Source organism: Bacillus sp. FSL R5-0585 (assembly GCF_038004545.1).
Lineage (GTDB): Bacteria > Bacillota > Bacilli > Bacillales > Bacillaceae_G > Bacillus_A > Bacillus_A cereus.
Genome location: NZ_JBBORJ010000001.1, coordinates 4,143,315 through 4,160,000 on the forward strand (window position 1 = coordinate 4,143,315; position 16,686 = coordinate 4,160,000).

A 16,686-nucleotide genomic window follows, 5' to 3' on the forward strand; every position below is an offset into this window, starting at 1 on the left:
CTTACAAATTCCTAAAACCCTCCATACTCTCTCCAAGAATATAGTGTGAAAACCACATCAAGTTCTGCTTCATAATAGCCACATGAACTCCTGGTTGGTCAGAACTATATGCCATTCCTTTAAATATAATTAATTCTGTATCAACTTCCATATCCATTAATCCTTGATATAGATCATATGCATTTGTAATTGGAATTCTTGCATCCTTTTCCCCATGTTGAATTAAGGTAGGCGTACAAGCTGATTTAATATACGTCATAGGTGATGTCTTCGTATATATCTCTGGATCATTCCATGGAGTATTTCCTAAATACATTCTAATAAAGTAAGGTATATCTGTATTTACATAATGGGTACTCCAGTTAGTTATTCCACCGCCAACTGAAATAGCTTTAAACCGACTACTAAACGTAGAACAGAAAGCTGATACATATCCACCGTTACTCCATCCCATAACTCCTACTCTATCCTTGTCTACCATCCCTTTTTCTACTAGTTCATCCACTCCAGATATAACATCATCGTAGTCAGCAATCCCCTGTTTTCTATAGTTAGCTTTTAAAAATTCATTACCATAACCTGAACTTCCTCTGTAATTTGGTTCTAAAACGATAAAGCCTTTTTCAACAAACTGTTCAATCGGATATTTCTCATTGAAGCAGTCTGAAAATATCGGAAAAGATGCCCAAGCCGGACCGCCGTGAATTACTACTAATAAAGGATATTTTTTATTAGTGTCAAACTCTACTGGCGTTGATAAAACACCTTCTATTTCAAGACCATCGCTACTTTTCCATGAGATGATTTCCCTGTTACTTTTAAGTTTCCCTTTGAAAAAGCTATTTTCATCCGTTATTTTTTTATCGTCTAAATAGATTTCAAAGGTTTCATTTGTTATTGCCTTATTGTAGGATATATGTTTGCCATCCTTTGTTATAGAAGCATCTATTATAAAACCATCTACTTTTTCGCTTAATATTTCCACAGTGCCATCTTCGGCTAGCAATCCAATAAGATAATTCGTTTTATTCTGCCACCTAATTAAAACCCCTTTAGCTGTCCACTGTAATGGCATAACCGTACTATCAAAATCTGTTACAGGTTGAATTACCTCTCCGGTATTTATATCATATATCTCTAACGTACTATCTTGTATATGGTTTCTATAGTAACCCTTCTCTCTTATGCTTGCTGTGTAACATATTTCACTGCCGTCAGGAGAAAAGCAAACACTCCCTCCCAACAACTTATCCACATTCAGCTTTTGTAGCTCTCCAGCTTTAATATGGAGTATGTATAGATCTCCATTTATATAATCTGCCATATTTGAGCTTGGTGTCGCCATAAATACAACCTTTTTACCATCATTTGAAATATCAAATTCATGGATATGAAAATCCTTACCATCCGTTAATTGATAAACAACTCTGTTCTCGTGTTCATCTGTATCACTTTGTATCACCTTCTCTATTTCAATGTAATATAAACAATTATTCTGGTATTCCTTACCTATATGTTGAAAATCTCCATATAGGTCCTTACGTTTCTTTATCTCTTCACATTCTTTTGACTGCGTAACATAATAAAGACCCTTTCCAGTAGGACCCCATTTGAATGTACTGACTCCTTCTTTCTCATCAGTAATTTGAACCTCTCTATAACCATCTAGTGACTTAACAAATATCTGATTTTCCCCATCACCAACTGGACTAAGATATGCGATGCACCTAGCATCTGGAGACCATAATGGGTGTGTACTATCTATATCCCCATTTGATAATGGGTAACTCTGCTTCTTATCTTTTTCATATATCCATACATGATTCCTATATATATTGTCTTTCCAATCAGCCGTCTTCTTAACAAATGCTACGTTTTTACCATCATCACTTATGTTTGTACTTGATACGGTTGGTAATGAAATAATCTCTTCTATACTTAAATATGTTTTTTCATTCACTTTCATCAATATCCCCCCTTGAAATGTCCATAAATCTCTCGTCTCTTTTTGCCGTAATAAATGAAATTGTTCACGAATACTTAAAATGATAACGGAAAATTCAGATAAACAAAAGTGAAGTCGATAAAGTAAAACTTTAATCTATGGAGTTCTATCCACTTACCAATTCTAGATGTTCTTTTTCGACACAAAAACACCCCTTTTAGATACAAATTTGTAAATTTATTTTAAAGTTATAACTATATGTTGTTTTGGAATAAAATTTGATAAAAATGAAGTCACAAATCTTTATTTAACAACAAAAAAAATTCATTTTGAAAAAACGATTGATCAAAATAGAATTACTCTTTTTAACTAAGTATGAGATTTTTATAAAAAAATTTTAATCAAAGCTCACTTAGAATCTTTACTTGAAGAATAAAGCTTCGCATCTTTTTTGTGAACATCGTTAAACTAAGATAAATTTTGACCGAATCTGTAATTAATTGTAAAATATTATACATAGAAAGGTATTATAAAATAAATATAGAAGGGGTATGTTTTTTAGTTTTAAAGGGGCTAAAGCACATCTATTTTATGTTTTTAGAGGGAGAATTGAAAAATCATATGAAGAATTTCAAAAAGAGTACAGGTAAAATTTTACTAGCATCCGGATTAGTAGTTTCTATGTCAGCTTGTAGTGTAACTAGTTTATTTGGAGAAAAAGAAAAAACAAATGCTGAATCTGGTAAACAAGAAAGTAAAGAAACTAAGACAGAAGGTAAATCCTCTGAAACAAAGGAAAAATCAACTAACTCAAAAGAAGAAAGTAAAGATGTTAAGATGATTATGGTTTTACCTGAGGATTACCCACAACTTATGGTAGACATTGAAGAAGACTTATTAAGACGTCTAGATTACTATGATGCTTCTGTGAGGGATAATAAAAAGGGAAGTAAGTCAAATGAAGAGGTACGAGATAGTATTAAAGACTTAGATAAAGTATTTAATAAAATAGAGCGTATAGATGCACCAGGAAAATACAAGGAAGATCATAAGGAAATTGTAAAAGCTGTTCAAAAGTTAAAAGAATCTTTCAAAGAAGTATCGAAGTTATTTGATTACTCTAAAACACTTAAAGATACGGATGATGCAATCATAGATAAAGCAAACAATAAATTAGATGAAGCAAAACGCATTTGGAAACCTGTATTTGATAAGTTAAAAGCGGAAGCTAAGAGTAGTTCAACAACTACTTCTACAACAAGTGGTACTAGTTCTTCTAACTCACCGAGTTTATCTAGTGGTAATACAGTTAAAACATACAGTACCCAAAATAAAACTGGTATATTCAAAGGAAAAATTGATACACCAGACGAGGATTCGGCTAAGTTTAAGAATGTACAGAACAACTATAAAGACGGTACAGAGCTTGTAGGTAATTGGGGCATTGATTACGGAGATGGAGTCAAAACTACGTTAGTCCTAAAAGCAGATAAGACATTTGAAACATATGCAAATGGTTCTTATCCAAATAAAGATAATTACTTAACAGGAACATACCAAGCAGACGTTTCTTCCCATCAGTTAACGCTAATGGTGGAAAAAGGAACTCAAAATGGTCAAGAAGTGAAATTGGAAAGACCTATTTATTCATCATATGAGGTTAAAAATTTAGATGGTAAAGCATTACAGATTTTCCACATAGACGAACAAGTAACAATTTGTTATGTAAAACAATAAATAACTAAAAGAACTCTGTAAAATGATTTTTACAGAGTTCTTTTCTTAGTTTTAATTTATTATAAACGATCAGACTTTTTTATAAACTTTGATTAAAAATACCCCACAGACTCTTACTTTATGGTAAACAAGGAAAATTCATTTTGAAAAAAGTTTGATCAAAATGAATTCTTATCTAACAAATTTAAGTTTCGATATTATAAAAAGTTTGATCATTTTCTACCTTTACTCTTCAACAAACGCGCTCTTTTCTTAAACAACATACATCGTATTATAATTTAGACATATAGACAAAACCCTAAATTACGAAGTGTCTTGTAGCTCTTTGGATATCTATTCGCGAGATTGTGTTCATATACTACCGATTGATACGTTTCCGGATTAATTCTCAATAATGTCGTGTAACCTCTCAGCAAACTCTTTATGATGCACTGTGTTATAACCCACATGATGTCCTGGAAACTCTGCGAATTCTGTTCCGAGGTGTTCTGCTAAGTTGAATGCGCAATGGTAAGGAAAAGATTCTCGTGAAATACTTCCACCGGCTGGACGTACCTGAATCGATGCAGGTTTTAATAGGGGCTTTAATGCATCGATGTTTAAAGTATAGTTGAGAACTCCCGGGATTTCATACTCAGTGAAATAAATTGAATTGCCGAGTAGTCGCTCTGTTAGCATATCCTTCGATGGTCCGGAATTACTATCATCAATATTTGACAATAACTTCATGACCTCACTTTGATGATTCCCTTTAAGGTCTTCCATGAAATTTATAGCCTGCTTCAACTCATTTTCAGGTAAAAGTTGTAATAAAACCGGTTCGTGTGGGATTAGTAACTGTACCTGCTCAGGATGGCGTATGCACAAATCAAGTCCGATAACAGCACCAGAACTACTTCCGAATACATAAGCCGATTCATTGGTCAGATTGGATAGCAACCGGTGAGCGTCTTCGCTATGTGTGTGCACATGGTAATCCTCAGTTTTATTGACGAGATTGCTACGGGAATGACCACGACGATCGTAAGTAACAACGGTATACCATTTAGCAAGATGATCGGCGATATTATGGAACTTGTCGGCATCACCACCCCCACCATGAATCAAAAGAAGAATTGGCCCCGAGCCACGCACCTCATAATAGATGCTTGCTCCAATTACTTGCAATGTTCCGTTTTTTACTATACTCATTTGTACATTCTTCCTTTCTTTTGTCATCTCCCTTAACATTACATGATTGGTGAATGATATAAAATGCAGGAAATAACTAAGAAACAAATTCACCATAAGAAACACCAATGTGTAGCTTTAAAATAAAGTTTGATTAAAAATATTGTGTTAAACCATATTCTATGATGAATAAAAAGAAACCATTTTGAAAAAAGTTTAATCAAAATGGTTTCTTATCCAGCAGGTTTATGTTTATGTTTTATAAAAAAGTTTGATCATAGCTTATTTACAATTCTTTGATTAAAGAGATAAAGCATCGCGACTTTATTTCAAATCCACACTATATTTATTAACCTACCAATCTCCTACTCAACAGTAACAGACTTAGCTAAGTTACGTGGCTTATCAACGTCACACTCGCGGTGAAGCGCTGCGTAGTATGAGATAAGTTGTAATGGAATAACTGCTACTAGCGGTGCTAGTGCTTCGTGTACAGCTGGTAATACGAAGCTGTCACCTTCCATTTCTAAGCCTTTCATTGAAATGATACATGGGTTAGCCCCGCGTGCTACTACTTCTTTCACGTTACCACGAATTCCAAGGTTTACGTGCTCTTGTGTAGCAAGTGCGATAACTGGTGTACCATTTTCAATTAAAGCGATTGTACCGTGTTTTAACTCTCCTCCAGCGAATCCTTCTGCTTGGATGTAAGAGATTTCTTTTAGTTTTAACGCACCTTCTAATCCTACGTAGAAGTCTACGCTACGGCCGATGAAGAAACAGTTACGCGTTGTTGCTAAAAATTGTTTTGCTAATGCGTCCATTTCTTCTTTTTGATCACAAAGTTCTATCATTGCATTTGCTACAAGTCCTAGTTCGTGTGTTAAATCGAAATCAAGAACTTCACCTTTTGCTTTAGCAATATCAGCCGCTAAAATTGAAAGTACTGCAAGCTGTGCTGTGTAAGCTTTCGTTGATGCAACTGCAATTTCTGGTCCAGCGTATAACGGAAGTGTATAATCAGCTTCACGAGAAAGCGTAGAACCAGGCACGTTTGTAATTGTTAATGCTTTATGGCCCATTTCATTTGTTTGTACAAGTACTGCACGGCTATCAGCTGTTTCACCACTTTGTGAAATGTAAATGAAGAATGGTCTTTCTGTTAATAATGGCATGTTGTAAGAGAATTCACTTGCCACGTGTACTTCAACTGGCATTTTTGCAAACTTCTCGATAAATTGTTTTCCAACAAGACCTGCATGATAACTCGTTCCACATGCAATGATGTAAATACGATCGCTATCTAAAATCGCATTGCGGATGTCTTGATTTAATTCAATTTCGCCATTTTCATCTTGATACTTTTGAATTATATTACGGATTACAAGTGGTTGCTCATCGATTTCTTTAAGCATGAAATGAGGATATGTTCCTTTTTCAATATCACTTGCGTCTAATTCCGCTGTAAACGGTGCACGTTCAATCGTTTCACCTTGTAAGTTTTTAATTGTAATACTTTCTTTCGTTACGATTACGATTTCTTTATCCATTAACTCAATGAATTGATCTGTAACTTGTAACATCGCCATAGCGTCGCTTGCCACAACATTAAAGTTGTCACCAACACCTACTAATAGCGGGCTTTTGTTTTTAGCAACATAAATCATGTTTGGATTTTCAGCATCAAGTAATCCGATTGCATAAGAGCCATGTAAAAGAGATAGCGTATTACGGAACGCTTCTTCTACACTTAATCCTGTGCTCACTTGTTGTTCCATAAGCTGTACGATAACCTCTGTATCTGTTTCACTTACGAACGTTACATCTTGTAAATATTCCTTTTTCACTAATTCATAGTTTTCAATTACACCGTTATGAACTAATGTAAAGCGTTTTGATGTACTTTGATGCGGATGCGCGTTTACTTTACTTGGAACACCGTGTGTAGCCCAGCGTGTGTGTCCGATACCTACGCTTGCTGCTACGTTCTCATCTACGATTTCACGAAGTTTTGCGATACGGCCTTTTTCTTTGTATACAACAACACCGTTCTCTGCTTGTACTGCAATACCTGCTGAATCATATCCACGATATTCTAGCTTTTCTAAACCTTTTAATAAAATTTCCTTTGCATCTTGCTCTCCAATAAATCCTACGATTCCACACATGTTTAGTCGCCGTTACAAATGCTTACACTGCTCTGCGAACATGTAACGACATAGTCCGATACCATTTTTATTTATACTAAAAAACGGATTACATATTGCTAGCCCTGTAAGCTTGTAACGGCTTTCACCTTCCTCTCGATTGGGTTTAAGTCCGTATATACTTATACAGCTAGTTTTCATCCGTTCCTCTTCTCTCATCACACTTTCACCTTTGTCCACTAAGTCACCTTAATGATTTAAGTAAAAGCTTGCGGTTGTGATGAACAACCGGGAGTCATCCGCCGAAATCTCGATAAACCCCACCTCGTCAACTACACTATTTGTAGTTCTGGCGCTTTTATAATTTACAATATTTCCTTTGAGAAAAAGAACAAGACCATCTTATAACAAACATGGATAAACCGTCAATGAAATTTTTTTCATCGTCTATAAAACATATGAAAAAGGAGCACTTTTTGTGCTCCTTTTTCATATAAATTCAGCTAATTATTCAGCGCCAACTTCGGCTTTCACAACTTCTACAATGCGATGTACATATGCATCACAAACTTCTTGTGTTGGTGCTTCTGCCATTACACGAATAAGTGGCTCTGTTCCAGATGGGCGAACAAGAATACGGCCATCACCGTTCATTTCTTCCTCTACAACACGAATAATTTCTTTAATTTTTTCATTTTCTAATGCTAATTTTTTATCTGTTACACGAACGTTTACTAGCAATTGTGGGAATTTCGTCATTTCCCCTGCAAGCTCAGATAATGGCTTTTTCGTCATTTTCATGATGTTTACAAGTTGAAGTGCACTTAACATTCCATCACCAGTTGTAATGTAATCAAGTAAGATAATATGGCCTGATTGTTCTCCACCTAGGTTGTAACCTCCGCGCTTCATTTCTTCCATTACGTAGCGGTCACCAACTGCTGTTTTATCACTTGTAATATTATTTGCTTCAAGTGCCTTGTAGAAACCTAAGTTACTCATAACAGTTGAAACAACTGTATTATGTTTTAATTGACCAGTTTCTTTCATATATTTCGCACAAATGAACATAATTTGATCACCGTCAACGATGTTTCCTTTTTCGTCTACAGCAATTAAACGGTCGCCATCGCCATCAAAAGCAAGTCCGATATCCGCACCTTTTTCTTTTACCAATTCAGCTAAGCCTTCTGGATGTGTAGATCCTACACCCTCATTAATATTCATACCGTTTGGAGAAGTTCCCATTGTTGAAATATCAGCTTCTAGGTCTGCAAATAAGTATGGAGCTAGAGAAGAAGTTGCACCATGTGCACAATCTAAAGCGATATGTAGGCCAGAAAAATCTTCTTCAACAGTTTGTTTAATGTACTGTAAATATTTTTGTCCACCTTCAAAGTAATCGCTCACTTGTCCAAGATTAGTACCTGTCGGACGTGGTAGTTCATCAACTTCTTTGTCTAATAAAGCTTCAATCTCAGCTTCTTGCTCATCTGTTAATTTAAAGCCGTCTGAACCAAAGAATTTAATACCGTTATCTTGTACTGGATTATGAGATGCAGAAATCATAACACCCGCTTGTGCATCTAGTGCTTTTGTTAAATAAGCAACGCCCGGTGTAGAAATAACGCCAAGGCGCATTACTTCTGCTCCAGTTGATAATAGGCCTGCTACTAAAGCTCCTTCTAACATATGACCAGATACACGTGTATCACGACCGATAATTACTTTTGGACGATCTGTATCTTTTGTTAATACATAACCACCAAAACGTCCAATTTTGAAAGCTAATTCAGGTGTTAACTCCTTATTTGCAACTCCGCGTACTCCATCTGTACCAAAATATTTACCCATTATGATTCGCTCCTTTTTCTTGCTCTTTTTGATTATCTACTGTTGGTTCTTGACTCGTTTCTTTATCTTTATCTTGATTTTGATTTTGGTTTTGATTCTTTTCCTGTTCTTTTTCTGAATCAGGTTCAGGATTTTTTGGTTTCTCATTTTGATTTTCTTGATCCGTATTTGAATCGGGTTGTTGACCGTTACCCTGTACTTCTTTATCTGGTTTTTCTTTCTTCACAATAGTAACTTTAGCACTTTTTTGTTTTGGCTCTATTGAAATATTACCAGGACCGCTCACTTGAATGGAAATATCTTTCGTCCCTGAGGATACATTTTGCAGATTAATTACCGCTGTTATTTGAGCAGCTGTTATTTTATCTACTATACTTGCTTCTCCTGAAATATCAACACTTATCTTTCCATCTTGCGGCGAAAGTAGCTGAGCAGTAACATCTTTAGACAGTCCATTTTTCTGGATTGGGATACCATCAATCGTTTTTGTTTTCGTTTGTTTTGTTTTTTGCACTCCCACCGAAACCTTCACTTGATTCGGTTTTGCACTTGTTACACCCTTGGGTAATAAAACAGAGGCATCGAATGTTGTAGACTCTGTCAATTGACTAAGATCTACTTCGACCCCCTCTAGAGATTGTATATTATCCAAAATATCTTTTGGACCAGCTATCGTTACTTCTCTCGGTTCAACACTGATATTTGTAACCGCCAATCCTTCTGCTAAACTCCCCTTCTTCGTATACGTTACAGGAACAGTTTTTTCAGTATTATTGGCTGTAGTTTGCGTTGCCACATTCAACGTTACACTAATCTTAGATGGACTTGTTCTTACATTTAAACGTTTTCCTTCTTTATTGTATAATGTAACTTCGGGAGTTTTTGTAACAGTTTTATTAACACCTTTTAAATCAACATACGCTTTGGCAGATGAAATGCTTTCAATTTCTTCTTTCGTCCCAACTACCTCAACAGTATCCGGTTTAAGGCTTGATTTTTCTAGAGTAGCCCCCGCTGGCATCTGATCCTCATTTGATAATTTCAGATCTACATGAACATATTTTCTCGCCTTTTCATGAAGAGTAACTTTAATTGTTGATGGCTGAACTGTTCCTTTCACATCATCTGGAAGCCCGTTCGTTTTTAAAGAAATCTCATAAGTTCCTTTTGGACTATCTCGCAAATCAACCGGTATGTCAAATTGTTTTTTTGCTTTTGCTGTAGCAACTGATGCTTTTGGGCCTTCTAATTTTACTTTAACGCCCTCTGCCGGAATACCACTTACAATATATTTTTCCTCATCATACTTAAGATTAATAGCATAATTAGTTAATGTTTCTTTCGTATCATTTGCAAAAGGTAATATACCTGATGTCGTATTTTTTTCAGTTAACGTCGCTGACATAAAAAGCATACACGCCAATAGTAATGAGATCCCTTTTAAAAACCAATGATTCTCCATTAACTTATCCATGACGCTTTCTCCTCCAATTCCATAAAGACGAAGAAGTCGTTTTTTCGTTTCCACTAAATTCAGCTAATAACATATCTTTCAGCTGTTCTGTCTTCAAATCACGATGCAACTTACCATTTTTCGTTAAAGAAATTTGACCAGTTTCTTCAGACACAACTACTGTAATACTATCAGTAACTTCACTAACTCCCATTGCAGCACGATGTCTAGTTCCTAATTCTTTAGAAATAAACGGACTTTCTGATAATGGAAGATAGCATGCTGCTGCTTTAATTGTACTTCCTTGCATAATTACCGCTCCGTCATGAAGAGGTGTATTTGGAATAAAAATATTAATAAGTAATTCCGATGATACGTTTGCATTAAGCGGAATACCCGTTTCCACATAATCACCCATACCGGTCTCTTTTGACAAAGTAATTAATGCACCAATTCTACGTTTCCCCATATATTCGGTTGCTTTTGCTATCGCTGTTGCAACCATTTCAGGTTCATCATCCTCATGCGTTCCAACACGCGAAAATAAACTCCCGCGCCCTAGCTGCTCAAGTGCTCTTCGCAATTCTGGCTGAAAGATAATAATAACGGCTAAAAATCCCCACGTTAATACTTGTTCAGTCAGCCAAGATAGCGTACGCAATTCAAGGAAAATACTGATCATCTTAACGACGATAATAACTGTAATCCCTTTTAAAAGTTGAACAGCTTTCGTCCCTCGGATTATAAGAATTAGCTTATATATAATAAACCATACAATGGCAATATCTAATGCCGTACTAAGATATTTCAAAATGGTCGTATCTTCAAAAGGCATGCTATCCCTTCCTCCTACTTACGAGCAATTCTATCCATATATTGAAATATTGTTTTTATGCTCTATCTGTATGTATTTCCAACAACTAGTTAATTATACCATACATGAAACAAACGACAATTACAAACAACCCCCTTTAGCTCAAATTGGTAAGATGTCAAACATTTTTATTGTACAGTATAATATAAATCATTATTATACGCTTATTTTCAAATAAAAAAAGCAACTTCTCAGTTGCTTTTCTTACATTTATTTTAGTTTTTCACCGAATAAAGAACCCATTAAAGCAACTGCTGTTGTTGCCGTTCTATTTCTCTCATCTAAAATCGTATTTACCTCAACAAATTCAGCAGATGTGATAATATCAGCTTCTGCTAACATTTCCATCGCCAAATGACTTTCACGATAAGATAGACCACCAATTACAGGTGTTCCAACACCTGGTGCATCATGAGGATCAAGACCATCTAAATCTAATGATAAGTGTACACCATCGGTATGAGATAAATATGCGATTGTTTCTTCCATCACAGCCGTCATCCCCATACGATCAATTTCATGCATTGAGAATACTTTAATACCTTCATTGCGAATGAAATCTTTTTCTCCTTCATCCAATGCACGCGCACCGATAATTACGACATTCTCTTTTTTCACCTTTGGATATGCTCCGTATAAATCTACAAGTGAAGAATGTCCATAACCTAAACTTGCTGCAAGTGACATACCATGAATATTTCCAGATGGTGAAGTTTCCTCTGTATTTAAATCACCGTGCGCATCATACCAAATGACGCCTAAGTTTTTATAATGTTTTGCTACACCAGCTAATGTACCGATAGCAATACTATGGTCACCACCTAATACAAGTGGAAAACGACCTTCTTCTATAATATGATCCACCTTACTTGCTAATTCATTACATACAGTTGCAACTTGTGTAAGGTTTCTTAATTTTGTATTTTCATCTATCTCTTTTTCTCTCTCTATACATATATCTCCCATATCTTTAACGTCATATCCAATTTCTTCAATTCTTTCAATTACCCCTGCATAACGGATCGCGCTCGGTCCCATATCAACTCCACGACGCATCTGTCCTAAATCCATTGGAACTCCAATAACTGAGATTTCTTTTTTCATAGATAGTATCCCCCTTTTATGCCTTCACTAAATATTTTAAATCTTTTATATAGTCTGACTCAACTCGACATTTTTCTGTATGGATATACAATTTATTCACTTATATTCACGTTGAAAACCAAATTTTAAGACTATTCTATGTATAAAGTTAACTTAATGAAACAATCGCAATCACTATTATTAAATAATAATAATAATAAAACACTCCTATATTTAGAAGTGTTTTTCTGATGCTATTTTCCATACTGTTGCAATATTCTTCGTTGTCATTTCAATATTTTCTTCTGCTACTTTATATGCTTCTTCTAGTGTCATCGGTCTCGTTGTAATACTAAATACCGCATCTATTCCTTTCTCGTACACAGTTGAATAATCAGATGATACAGACCCTCCAATAGCAATTACAGGCACAGAAAAACGTTTTGCACGCCCCGCAACACCCACAGGAGCCTTTCCATATGCAGTTTGTTTATCTATTCTACCTTCACCAGTTATAATAAGATTTGCATCTTCTATATGTTTATCGAAATTTGTATAATCTAATACAATTTCAATGCCCCTACGCAAGTCTCCCTTTAACACTGAAATAACAGCCGCTCCCATTCCTCCCGCTGCCCCTGCACCAGGTATTTCAGATACATCAAAAGATACATATCGTTTAAGCATATTCGCATAATGTTGTAAATTTTCATCTAGCTCTTTCATCATCTCTATATTTGCACCCTTTTGTCTCCCAAATACGAAAGATGCTCCCTGCATTCCGACTAATGGATTATCCACATCACATGCCGCTTCTATCTTTACCCCCTTTAAGCGTGGGTCCATTCGTGAAAAATCAATAGTAACAATCGAGTGTAATGTGCCTCCAGATGGATCTATTACTTCACCCTTGCCATTTATAAACCTTACTCCTAAAGCCGCTAACATACCTGCCCCGCCATCATTTGTAGCACTTCCTCCAAGTCCTAAAATTATGTACTCCACTCCTTGATCTAGCGCATGTAATATAAGTTCTCCTGTTCCTTTTGTCGTTGTAATAAGAGGGTTGCGCTTTTCAACTGGAACGTGCTGTAATCCTGATGCTGCTGCCATTTCAATAAACGCTGTCTTTTTATCTTTAGAAATGCCATAAAAAGCTTGTATACCTTCTCTAAGCGGTCCTGTCACACTAATTGATATAATTCTCCCCCCTGTAGCATCAACAAGTGATTCAACCGTCCCTTCTCCTCCATCTCCAATTGGTATTTTCACATACTCTGCATTAGGAAAAATCGCTCTAAAACCTCTTTCAATAGCTCCACATACTTCTATAGCTTTTAGGCTTTCTTTATATGAATCAGATGCAATAACAACTTTCACAATTATCTCCCCATCCCTTATTTTTACGTTTTCTTCATTTTAAACGACAAGTATAAAAGTTGTCTTTTTAAACACAAAAAAAGCTTACATCGTATGATGTAAGCTTTTTTATTTAGATGGAGCCTAGCGGGATCGAACCGCTGACCTCCTGCGTGCAAGGCAGGCGCTCTCCCAGCTGAGCTAAGGCCCCTTATTAATTAAGCGGAAGACGGGATTCGAACCCGCGACCCCAACCTTGGCAAGGTTGTATTCTACCACTGAACTACTTCCGCAAAAATGATGAGCCATGAAGGACTCGAACCTTCGACCCTCTGATTAAAAGTCAGATGCTCTACCAACTGAGCTAATGGCTCGTAAATGGCTGGGCTAGCTGGATTCGAACCAGCGCATGACGGAGTCAAAGTCCGTTGCCTTACCGCTTGGCTATAGCCCATTAATATTTACTAGTATGGTTATCTTTTCAAAAAAATAAACCCTCTCAGGTTATTTTAAAGAAAATGGTGGAGGGGGGCAGATTCGAACTGCCGAACCCGAAGGAGCGGATTTACAGTCCGCCGCGTTTAGCCACTTCGCTACCCCTCCGACATTTTAAATATATATGGTGGAGGATGACGGGATCGAACCGCCGACCCCCTGCTTGTAAGGCAGGTGCTCTCCCAGCTGAGCTAATCCTCCAAAAGTGGTGACCCGTACGGGATTCGAACCCGTGTTACCGCCGTGAAAGGGCGGTGTCTTAACCACTTGACCAACGGGCCAAAAAAGTTTTAAACCTATTCCCAAGCTTCCAACCGGGCTTGAACCGGTGACCTCTTCCTTACCATGGAAGTGCTCTACCAGCTGAGCTATGGAAGCATAATGGCTCCGCAGGTAGGACTCGAACCTACGACCGATCGGTTAACAGCCGATAGCTCTACCACTGAGCTACTGCGGAATAATATTAGCCTGGCAACGTCCTACTCTCACAGGGACAAGGTCCCAACTACCATCGGCGCTAGAGAGCTTAACTTCCGTGTTCGGTATGGGAACGGGTGTGACCTCTCTGCCATCATTACCAGACTTTTATCATTATAAACATTTCTTTCGAAATGTCAAGAAGAAATTTTAATATATATTCCTTCAAAACTAGATAACATCGCTACATATTATATGGTTAAGTCCTCGATCTATTAGTATTCGTCAGCTCCACATGTCACCATGCTTCCACCTCGAACCTATCAACCTGATCATCTTTCAGGGATCTTACTAGCTTACGCTATGGGAAATCTCATCTTGAGGGGGGCTTCATGCTTAGATGCTTTCAGCACTTATCCCTTCCGCACATAGCTACCCAGCTATGCCCTTGGCAGAACAACTGGTACACCAGCGGTGCGTCCATCCCGGTCCTCTCGTACTAAGGACAGCTCCTCTCAAATTTCCTACGCCCACGACGGATAGGGACCGAACTGTCTCACGACGTTCTGAACCCAGCTCGCGTACCGCTTTAATGGGCGAACAGCCCAACCCTTGGGACCGACTACAGCCCCAGGATGCGATGAGCCGACATCGAGGTGCCAAACCTCCCCGTCGATGTGGACTCTTGGGGGAGATAAGCCTGTTATCCCCGGGGTAGCTTTTATCCGTTGAGCGATGGCCCTTCCATGCGGAACCACCGGATCACTAAGCCCGACTTTCGTCCCTGCTCGACTTGTAGGTCTCGCAGTCAAGCTCCCTTATGCCTTTGCACTCTACGAATGATTTCCAACCATTCTGAGGGAACCTTTGGGCGCCTCCGTTACACTTTAGGAGGCGACCGCCCCAGTCAAACTGCCCACCTGACACTGTCTCCCGGGTCGATAAGACCCGTAGGTTAGAATTTCAATACAGTCAGGGCGGTATCCCACCAGCGCCTCCACCGAAGCTAGCGCTCCGGTTTCAATGGCTCCCGCCTATCCTGTACAAACTGTACCAAAATTCAATATCAGGCTACAGTAAAGCTCCACGGGGTCTTTCCGTCCTGTCGCGGGTAACCTGCATCTTCACAGGTACTATAATTTCACCGAGTCTCTGGTTGAGACAGTGCCCAAATCGTTACACCTTTCGTGCGGGTCGGAACTTACCCGACAAGGAATTTCGCTACCTTAGGACCGTTATAGTTACGGCCGCCGTTTACTGGGGCTTCAGTTCAGAGCTTCGCTTACGCTAACCCCTCTCCTTAACCTTCCAGCACCGGGCAGGTGTCACCCCCTATACTTCGCCTTACGGCTTCGCAGAGAGCTGTGTTTTTGCTAAACAGTCGCTTGGGCCTATTCACTGCGGCTTTCCGTTAAGAAAGCACCCCTTCTCCCGAAGTTACGGGGTCATTTTGCCGAGTTCCTTAACCAGAGTTCTCTCGCACACCTTAGGATTCTCTCCTCGCCTACCTGTGTCGGTTTGCGGTACAGGCACCTTTTATCTCGCTAGAAGCTTTTCTTGGCAGCGGGGAATCAAAGACTTCGCTCCATAAGGAGCTTCCCCATCACAGCTCAGCCTTCACGATAAGCGGATTTGCCTACTTATCAGCCTAACTGCTTGGACGTGCACAACCAATCGCACGCTTCTTCTATCCTTCTGCGTCCCTCCATTGCTCAAACGATAAAGAGGTGGTACAGGAATATCAACCTGTTGTCCATCGCCTACGCCTGTCGGCCTCGGCTTAGGTCCTGACTAACCCTGAGCGGACGAGCCTTCCTCAGGAAACCTTAGGCATTCGGTGGACGGGATTCTCACCCGTCTTTCGCTACTCATACCGGCATTCTCACTTCTAAGCACTCCACCAGTCCTTCCGGTCTGACTTCACTGTCCTTAGAACGCTCCCCTACCACTGATACCATTGGTATCAATCCGCAGCTTCGGTGGTGTATTTAGCCCCGGTACATTTTCGGCGCAGAGTCACTCGACTAGTGAGCTATTACGCACTCTTTAAATGGTGGCTGCTTCTAAGCCAACATCCTAGTTGTCTAAGCAACTCCACATCCTTTTCCACTTAATACACACTTTGGGACCTTAGCTGGCGGTCTGGGCTGTT

The 16,686-nt window shown here is 38.3% G+C and carries 10 protein-coding genes, 9 tRNA genes and 2 rRNA genes (1 of these 21 cut by a window edge); 1 reads left to right on the plus strand and 20 read right to left on the minus strand.

Annotation, left to right across the window (positions count from 1 at the left end):
- Position 1 precedes the first annotated feature (1 nt).
- Complete coding sequence (locus tag MKY38_RS21335) at positions 2-1,966, minus strand: S9 family peptidase (protein WP_114556003.1); 1,965 nt, start codon at positions 1,964-1,966, stop codon at positions 2-4.
- A gap of 588 nt (positions 1,967-2,554) precedes the next feature.
- Between MKY38_RS21335 and MKY38_RS21340 the strand changes: the two genes are divergently transcribed.
- Entirely contained in the window at positions 2,555-3,682 is a 1,128-nt protein-coding gene (locus MKY38_RS21340; RefSeq protein WP_078385263.1) for a DUF3994 domain-containing protein, read from the plus strand.
- Between the two features lie 381 nt (positions 3,683-4,063).
- On the opposite strand, the gene MKY38_RS21345 is transcribed toward MKY38_RS21340, so the two are convergent.
- From MKY38_RS21345 to MKY38_RS21435, 19 genes are all read right to left on the minus strand, one after another.
- Positions 4,064-4,873, minus strand: a complete 810-nt coding sequence (locus tag MKY38_RS21345; RefSeq protein ID WP_065223220.1) for an alpha/beta fold hydrolase — start codon at positions 4,871-4,873, stop codon at positions 4,064-4,066.
- Positions 4,874-5,217: 344 nt separating this feature from the next.
- Positions 5,218-7,020, minus strand: a complete 1,803-nt coding sequence (glmS, locus tag MKY38_RS21350) for a glutamine--fructose-6-phosphate transaminase (isomerizing) (protein WP_000334163.1) — start codon at positions 7,018-7,020, stop codon at positions 5,218-5,220.
- 12 nt (positions 7,021-7,032) lie between these two features.
- The gene (locus tag MKY38_RS21355) at positions 7,033-7,218 is read right to left on the minus strand and encodes a hypothetical protein (RefSeq protein WP_001206405.1); all 186 of its coding nucleotides are present in this window, start codon (positions 7,216-7,218) and stop codon (positions 7,033-7,035) included.
- A gap of 288 nt (positions 7,219-7,506) precedes the next feature.
- Positions 7,507-8,853, minus strand: coding sequence for a phosphoglucosamine mutase (glmM, locus tag MKY38_RS21360; RefSeq protein ID WP_000521476.1), 1,347 nt, complete (start codon positions 8,851-8,853; stop codon positions 7,507-7,509).
- Positions 8,846-10,327, minus strand: a complete 1,482-nt coding sequence (locus MKY38_RS21365) for a CdaR family protein (RefSeq protein ID WP_000359601.1) — start codon at positions 10,325-10,327, stop codon at positions 8,846-8,848. The genes glmM and MKY38_RS21365 overlap by 8 nt, the downstream gene beginning before the upstream one ends.
- Positions 10,320-11,141, minus strand: a complete 822-nt coding sequence (gene cdaA, locus MKY38_RS21370) for a diadenylate cyclase CdaA (RefSeq protein ID WP_001115697.1) — start codon at positions 11,139-11,141, stop codon at positions 10,320-10,322. Before cdaA ends, MKY38_RS21365 begins: the two co-directional genes overlap by 8 nt.
- 249 nt (positions 11,142-11,390) lie before the next feature.
- Positions 11,391-12,284, minus strand: a complete 894-nt coding sequence (rocF, locus tag MKY38_RS21375; protein WP_000711563.1) for an arginase — start codon at positions 12,282-12,284, stop codon at positions 11,391-11,393.
- 213 nt (positions 12,285-12,497) lie between these two features.
- On the minus strand, positions 12,498-13,643 hold the full coding sequence (locus tag MKY38_RS21380; protein WP_070179611.1) for a glycerate kinase: 1,146 nt from the start codon (positions 13,641-13,643) through the stop codon (positions 12,498-12,500).
- A 117-nt stretch (positions 13,644-13,760) separates the two neighbouring features.
- A tRNA-Ala gene (locus MKY38_RS21385) sits at positions 13,761-13,833 on the minus strand.
- Between the two features lie 10 nt (positions 13,834-13,843).
- Positions 13,844-13,915, minus strand: a tRNA-Gly gene (locus MKY38_RS21390).
- A gap of 8 nt (positions 13,916-13,923) precedes the next feature.
- Positions 13,924-13,996: transfer RNA gene (locus MKY38_RS21395), tRNA-Lys, on the minus strand.
- A gap of 5 nt (positions 13,997-14,001) precedes the next feature.
- Positions 14,002-14,076, minus strand: a tRNA-Gln gene (locus MKY38_RS21400).
- A gap of 65 nt (positions 14,077-14,141) precedes the next feature.
- Positions 14,142-14,225, minus strand: a tRNA-Tyr gene (locus MKY38_RS21405).
- 17 nt (positions 14,226-14,242) lie between these two features.
- A tRNA-Val gene (locus MKY38_RS21410) sits at positions 14,243-14,318 on the minus strand.
- 5 nt (positions 14,319-14,323) lie between these two features.
- Positions 14,324-14,398 (minus strand) — tRNA-Glu (locus MKY38_RS21415).
- Positions 14,399-14,422: 24 nt separating this feature from the next.
- Positions 14,423-14,495: transfer RNA gene (locus MKY38_RS21420), tRNA-Thr, on the minus strand.
- Between the two features lie 4 nt (positions 14,496-14,499).
- Positions 14,500-14,574 (minus strand) — tRNA-Asn (locus tag MKY38_RS21425).
- A gap of 9 nt (positions 14,575-14,583) precedes the next feature.
- Positions 14,584-14,699: ribosomal RNA gene (gene rrf, locus MKY38_RS21430) — 5S ribosomal RNA — on the minus strand.
- A 90-nt stretch (positions 14,700-14,789) separates the two neighbouring features.
- A 23S ribosomal RNA gene (locus MKY38_RS21435) occupies positions 14,790-16,686 on the minus strand; it runs 1,025 nt beyond the window's last position.

Excerpts from the sequence above, each read along its gene's own strand:
- MKY38_RS21335 (WP_114556003.1), bottom strand. The coding sequence starts at position 1,966 with ATGAAAGTGAATGAAAAAACATATTTAAGTATAGAAGAGATTATTTCA.
- MKY38_RS21345 (WP_065223220.1), bottom strand. The coding sequence starts at position 4,873 with ATGAGTATAGTAAAAAACGGAACATTGCAAGTAATTGGAGCAAGCATC.
- glmS (WP_000334163.1), bottom strand. The coding sequence starts at position 7,020 with ATGTGTGGAATCGTAGGATTTATTGGAGAGCAAGATGCAAAGGAAATT.
- MKY38_RS21355 (WP_001206405.1), bottom strand. The coding sequence starts at position 7,218 with ATGAGAGAAGAGGAACGGATGAAAACTAGCTGTATAAGTATATACGGA.
- glmM (WP_000521476.1), bottom strand. The coding sequence starts at position 8,853 with ATGGGTAAATATTTTGGTACAGATGGAGTACGCGGAGTTGCAAATAAG.
- MKY38_RS21365 (WP_000359601.1), bottom strand. The coding sequence starts at position 10,327 with ATGGATAAGTTAATGGAGAATCATTGGTTTTTAAAAGGGATCTCATTA.
- cdaA (WP_001115697.1), bottom strand. The coding sequence starts at position 11,141 with ATGCCTTTTGAAGATACGACCATTTTGAAATATCTTAGTACGGCATTA.
- rocF (WP_000711563.1), bottom strand. The coding sequence starts at position 12,284 with ATGAAAAAAGAAATCTCAGTTATTGGAGTTCCAATGGATTTAGGACAG.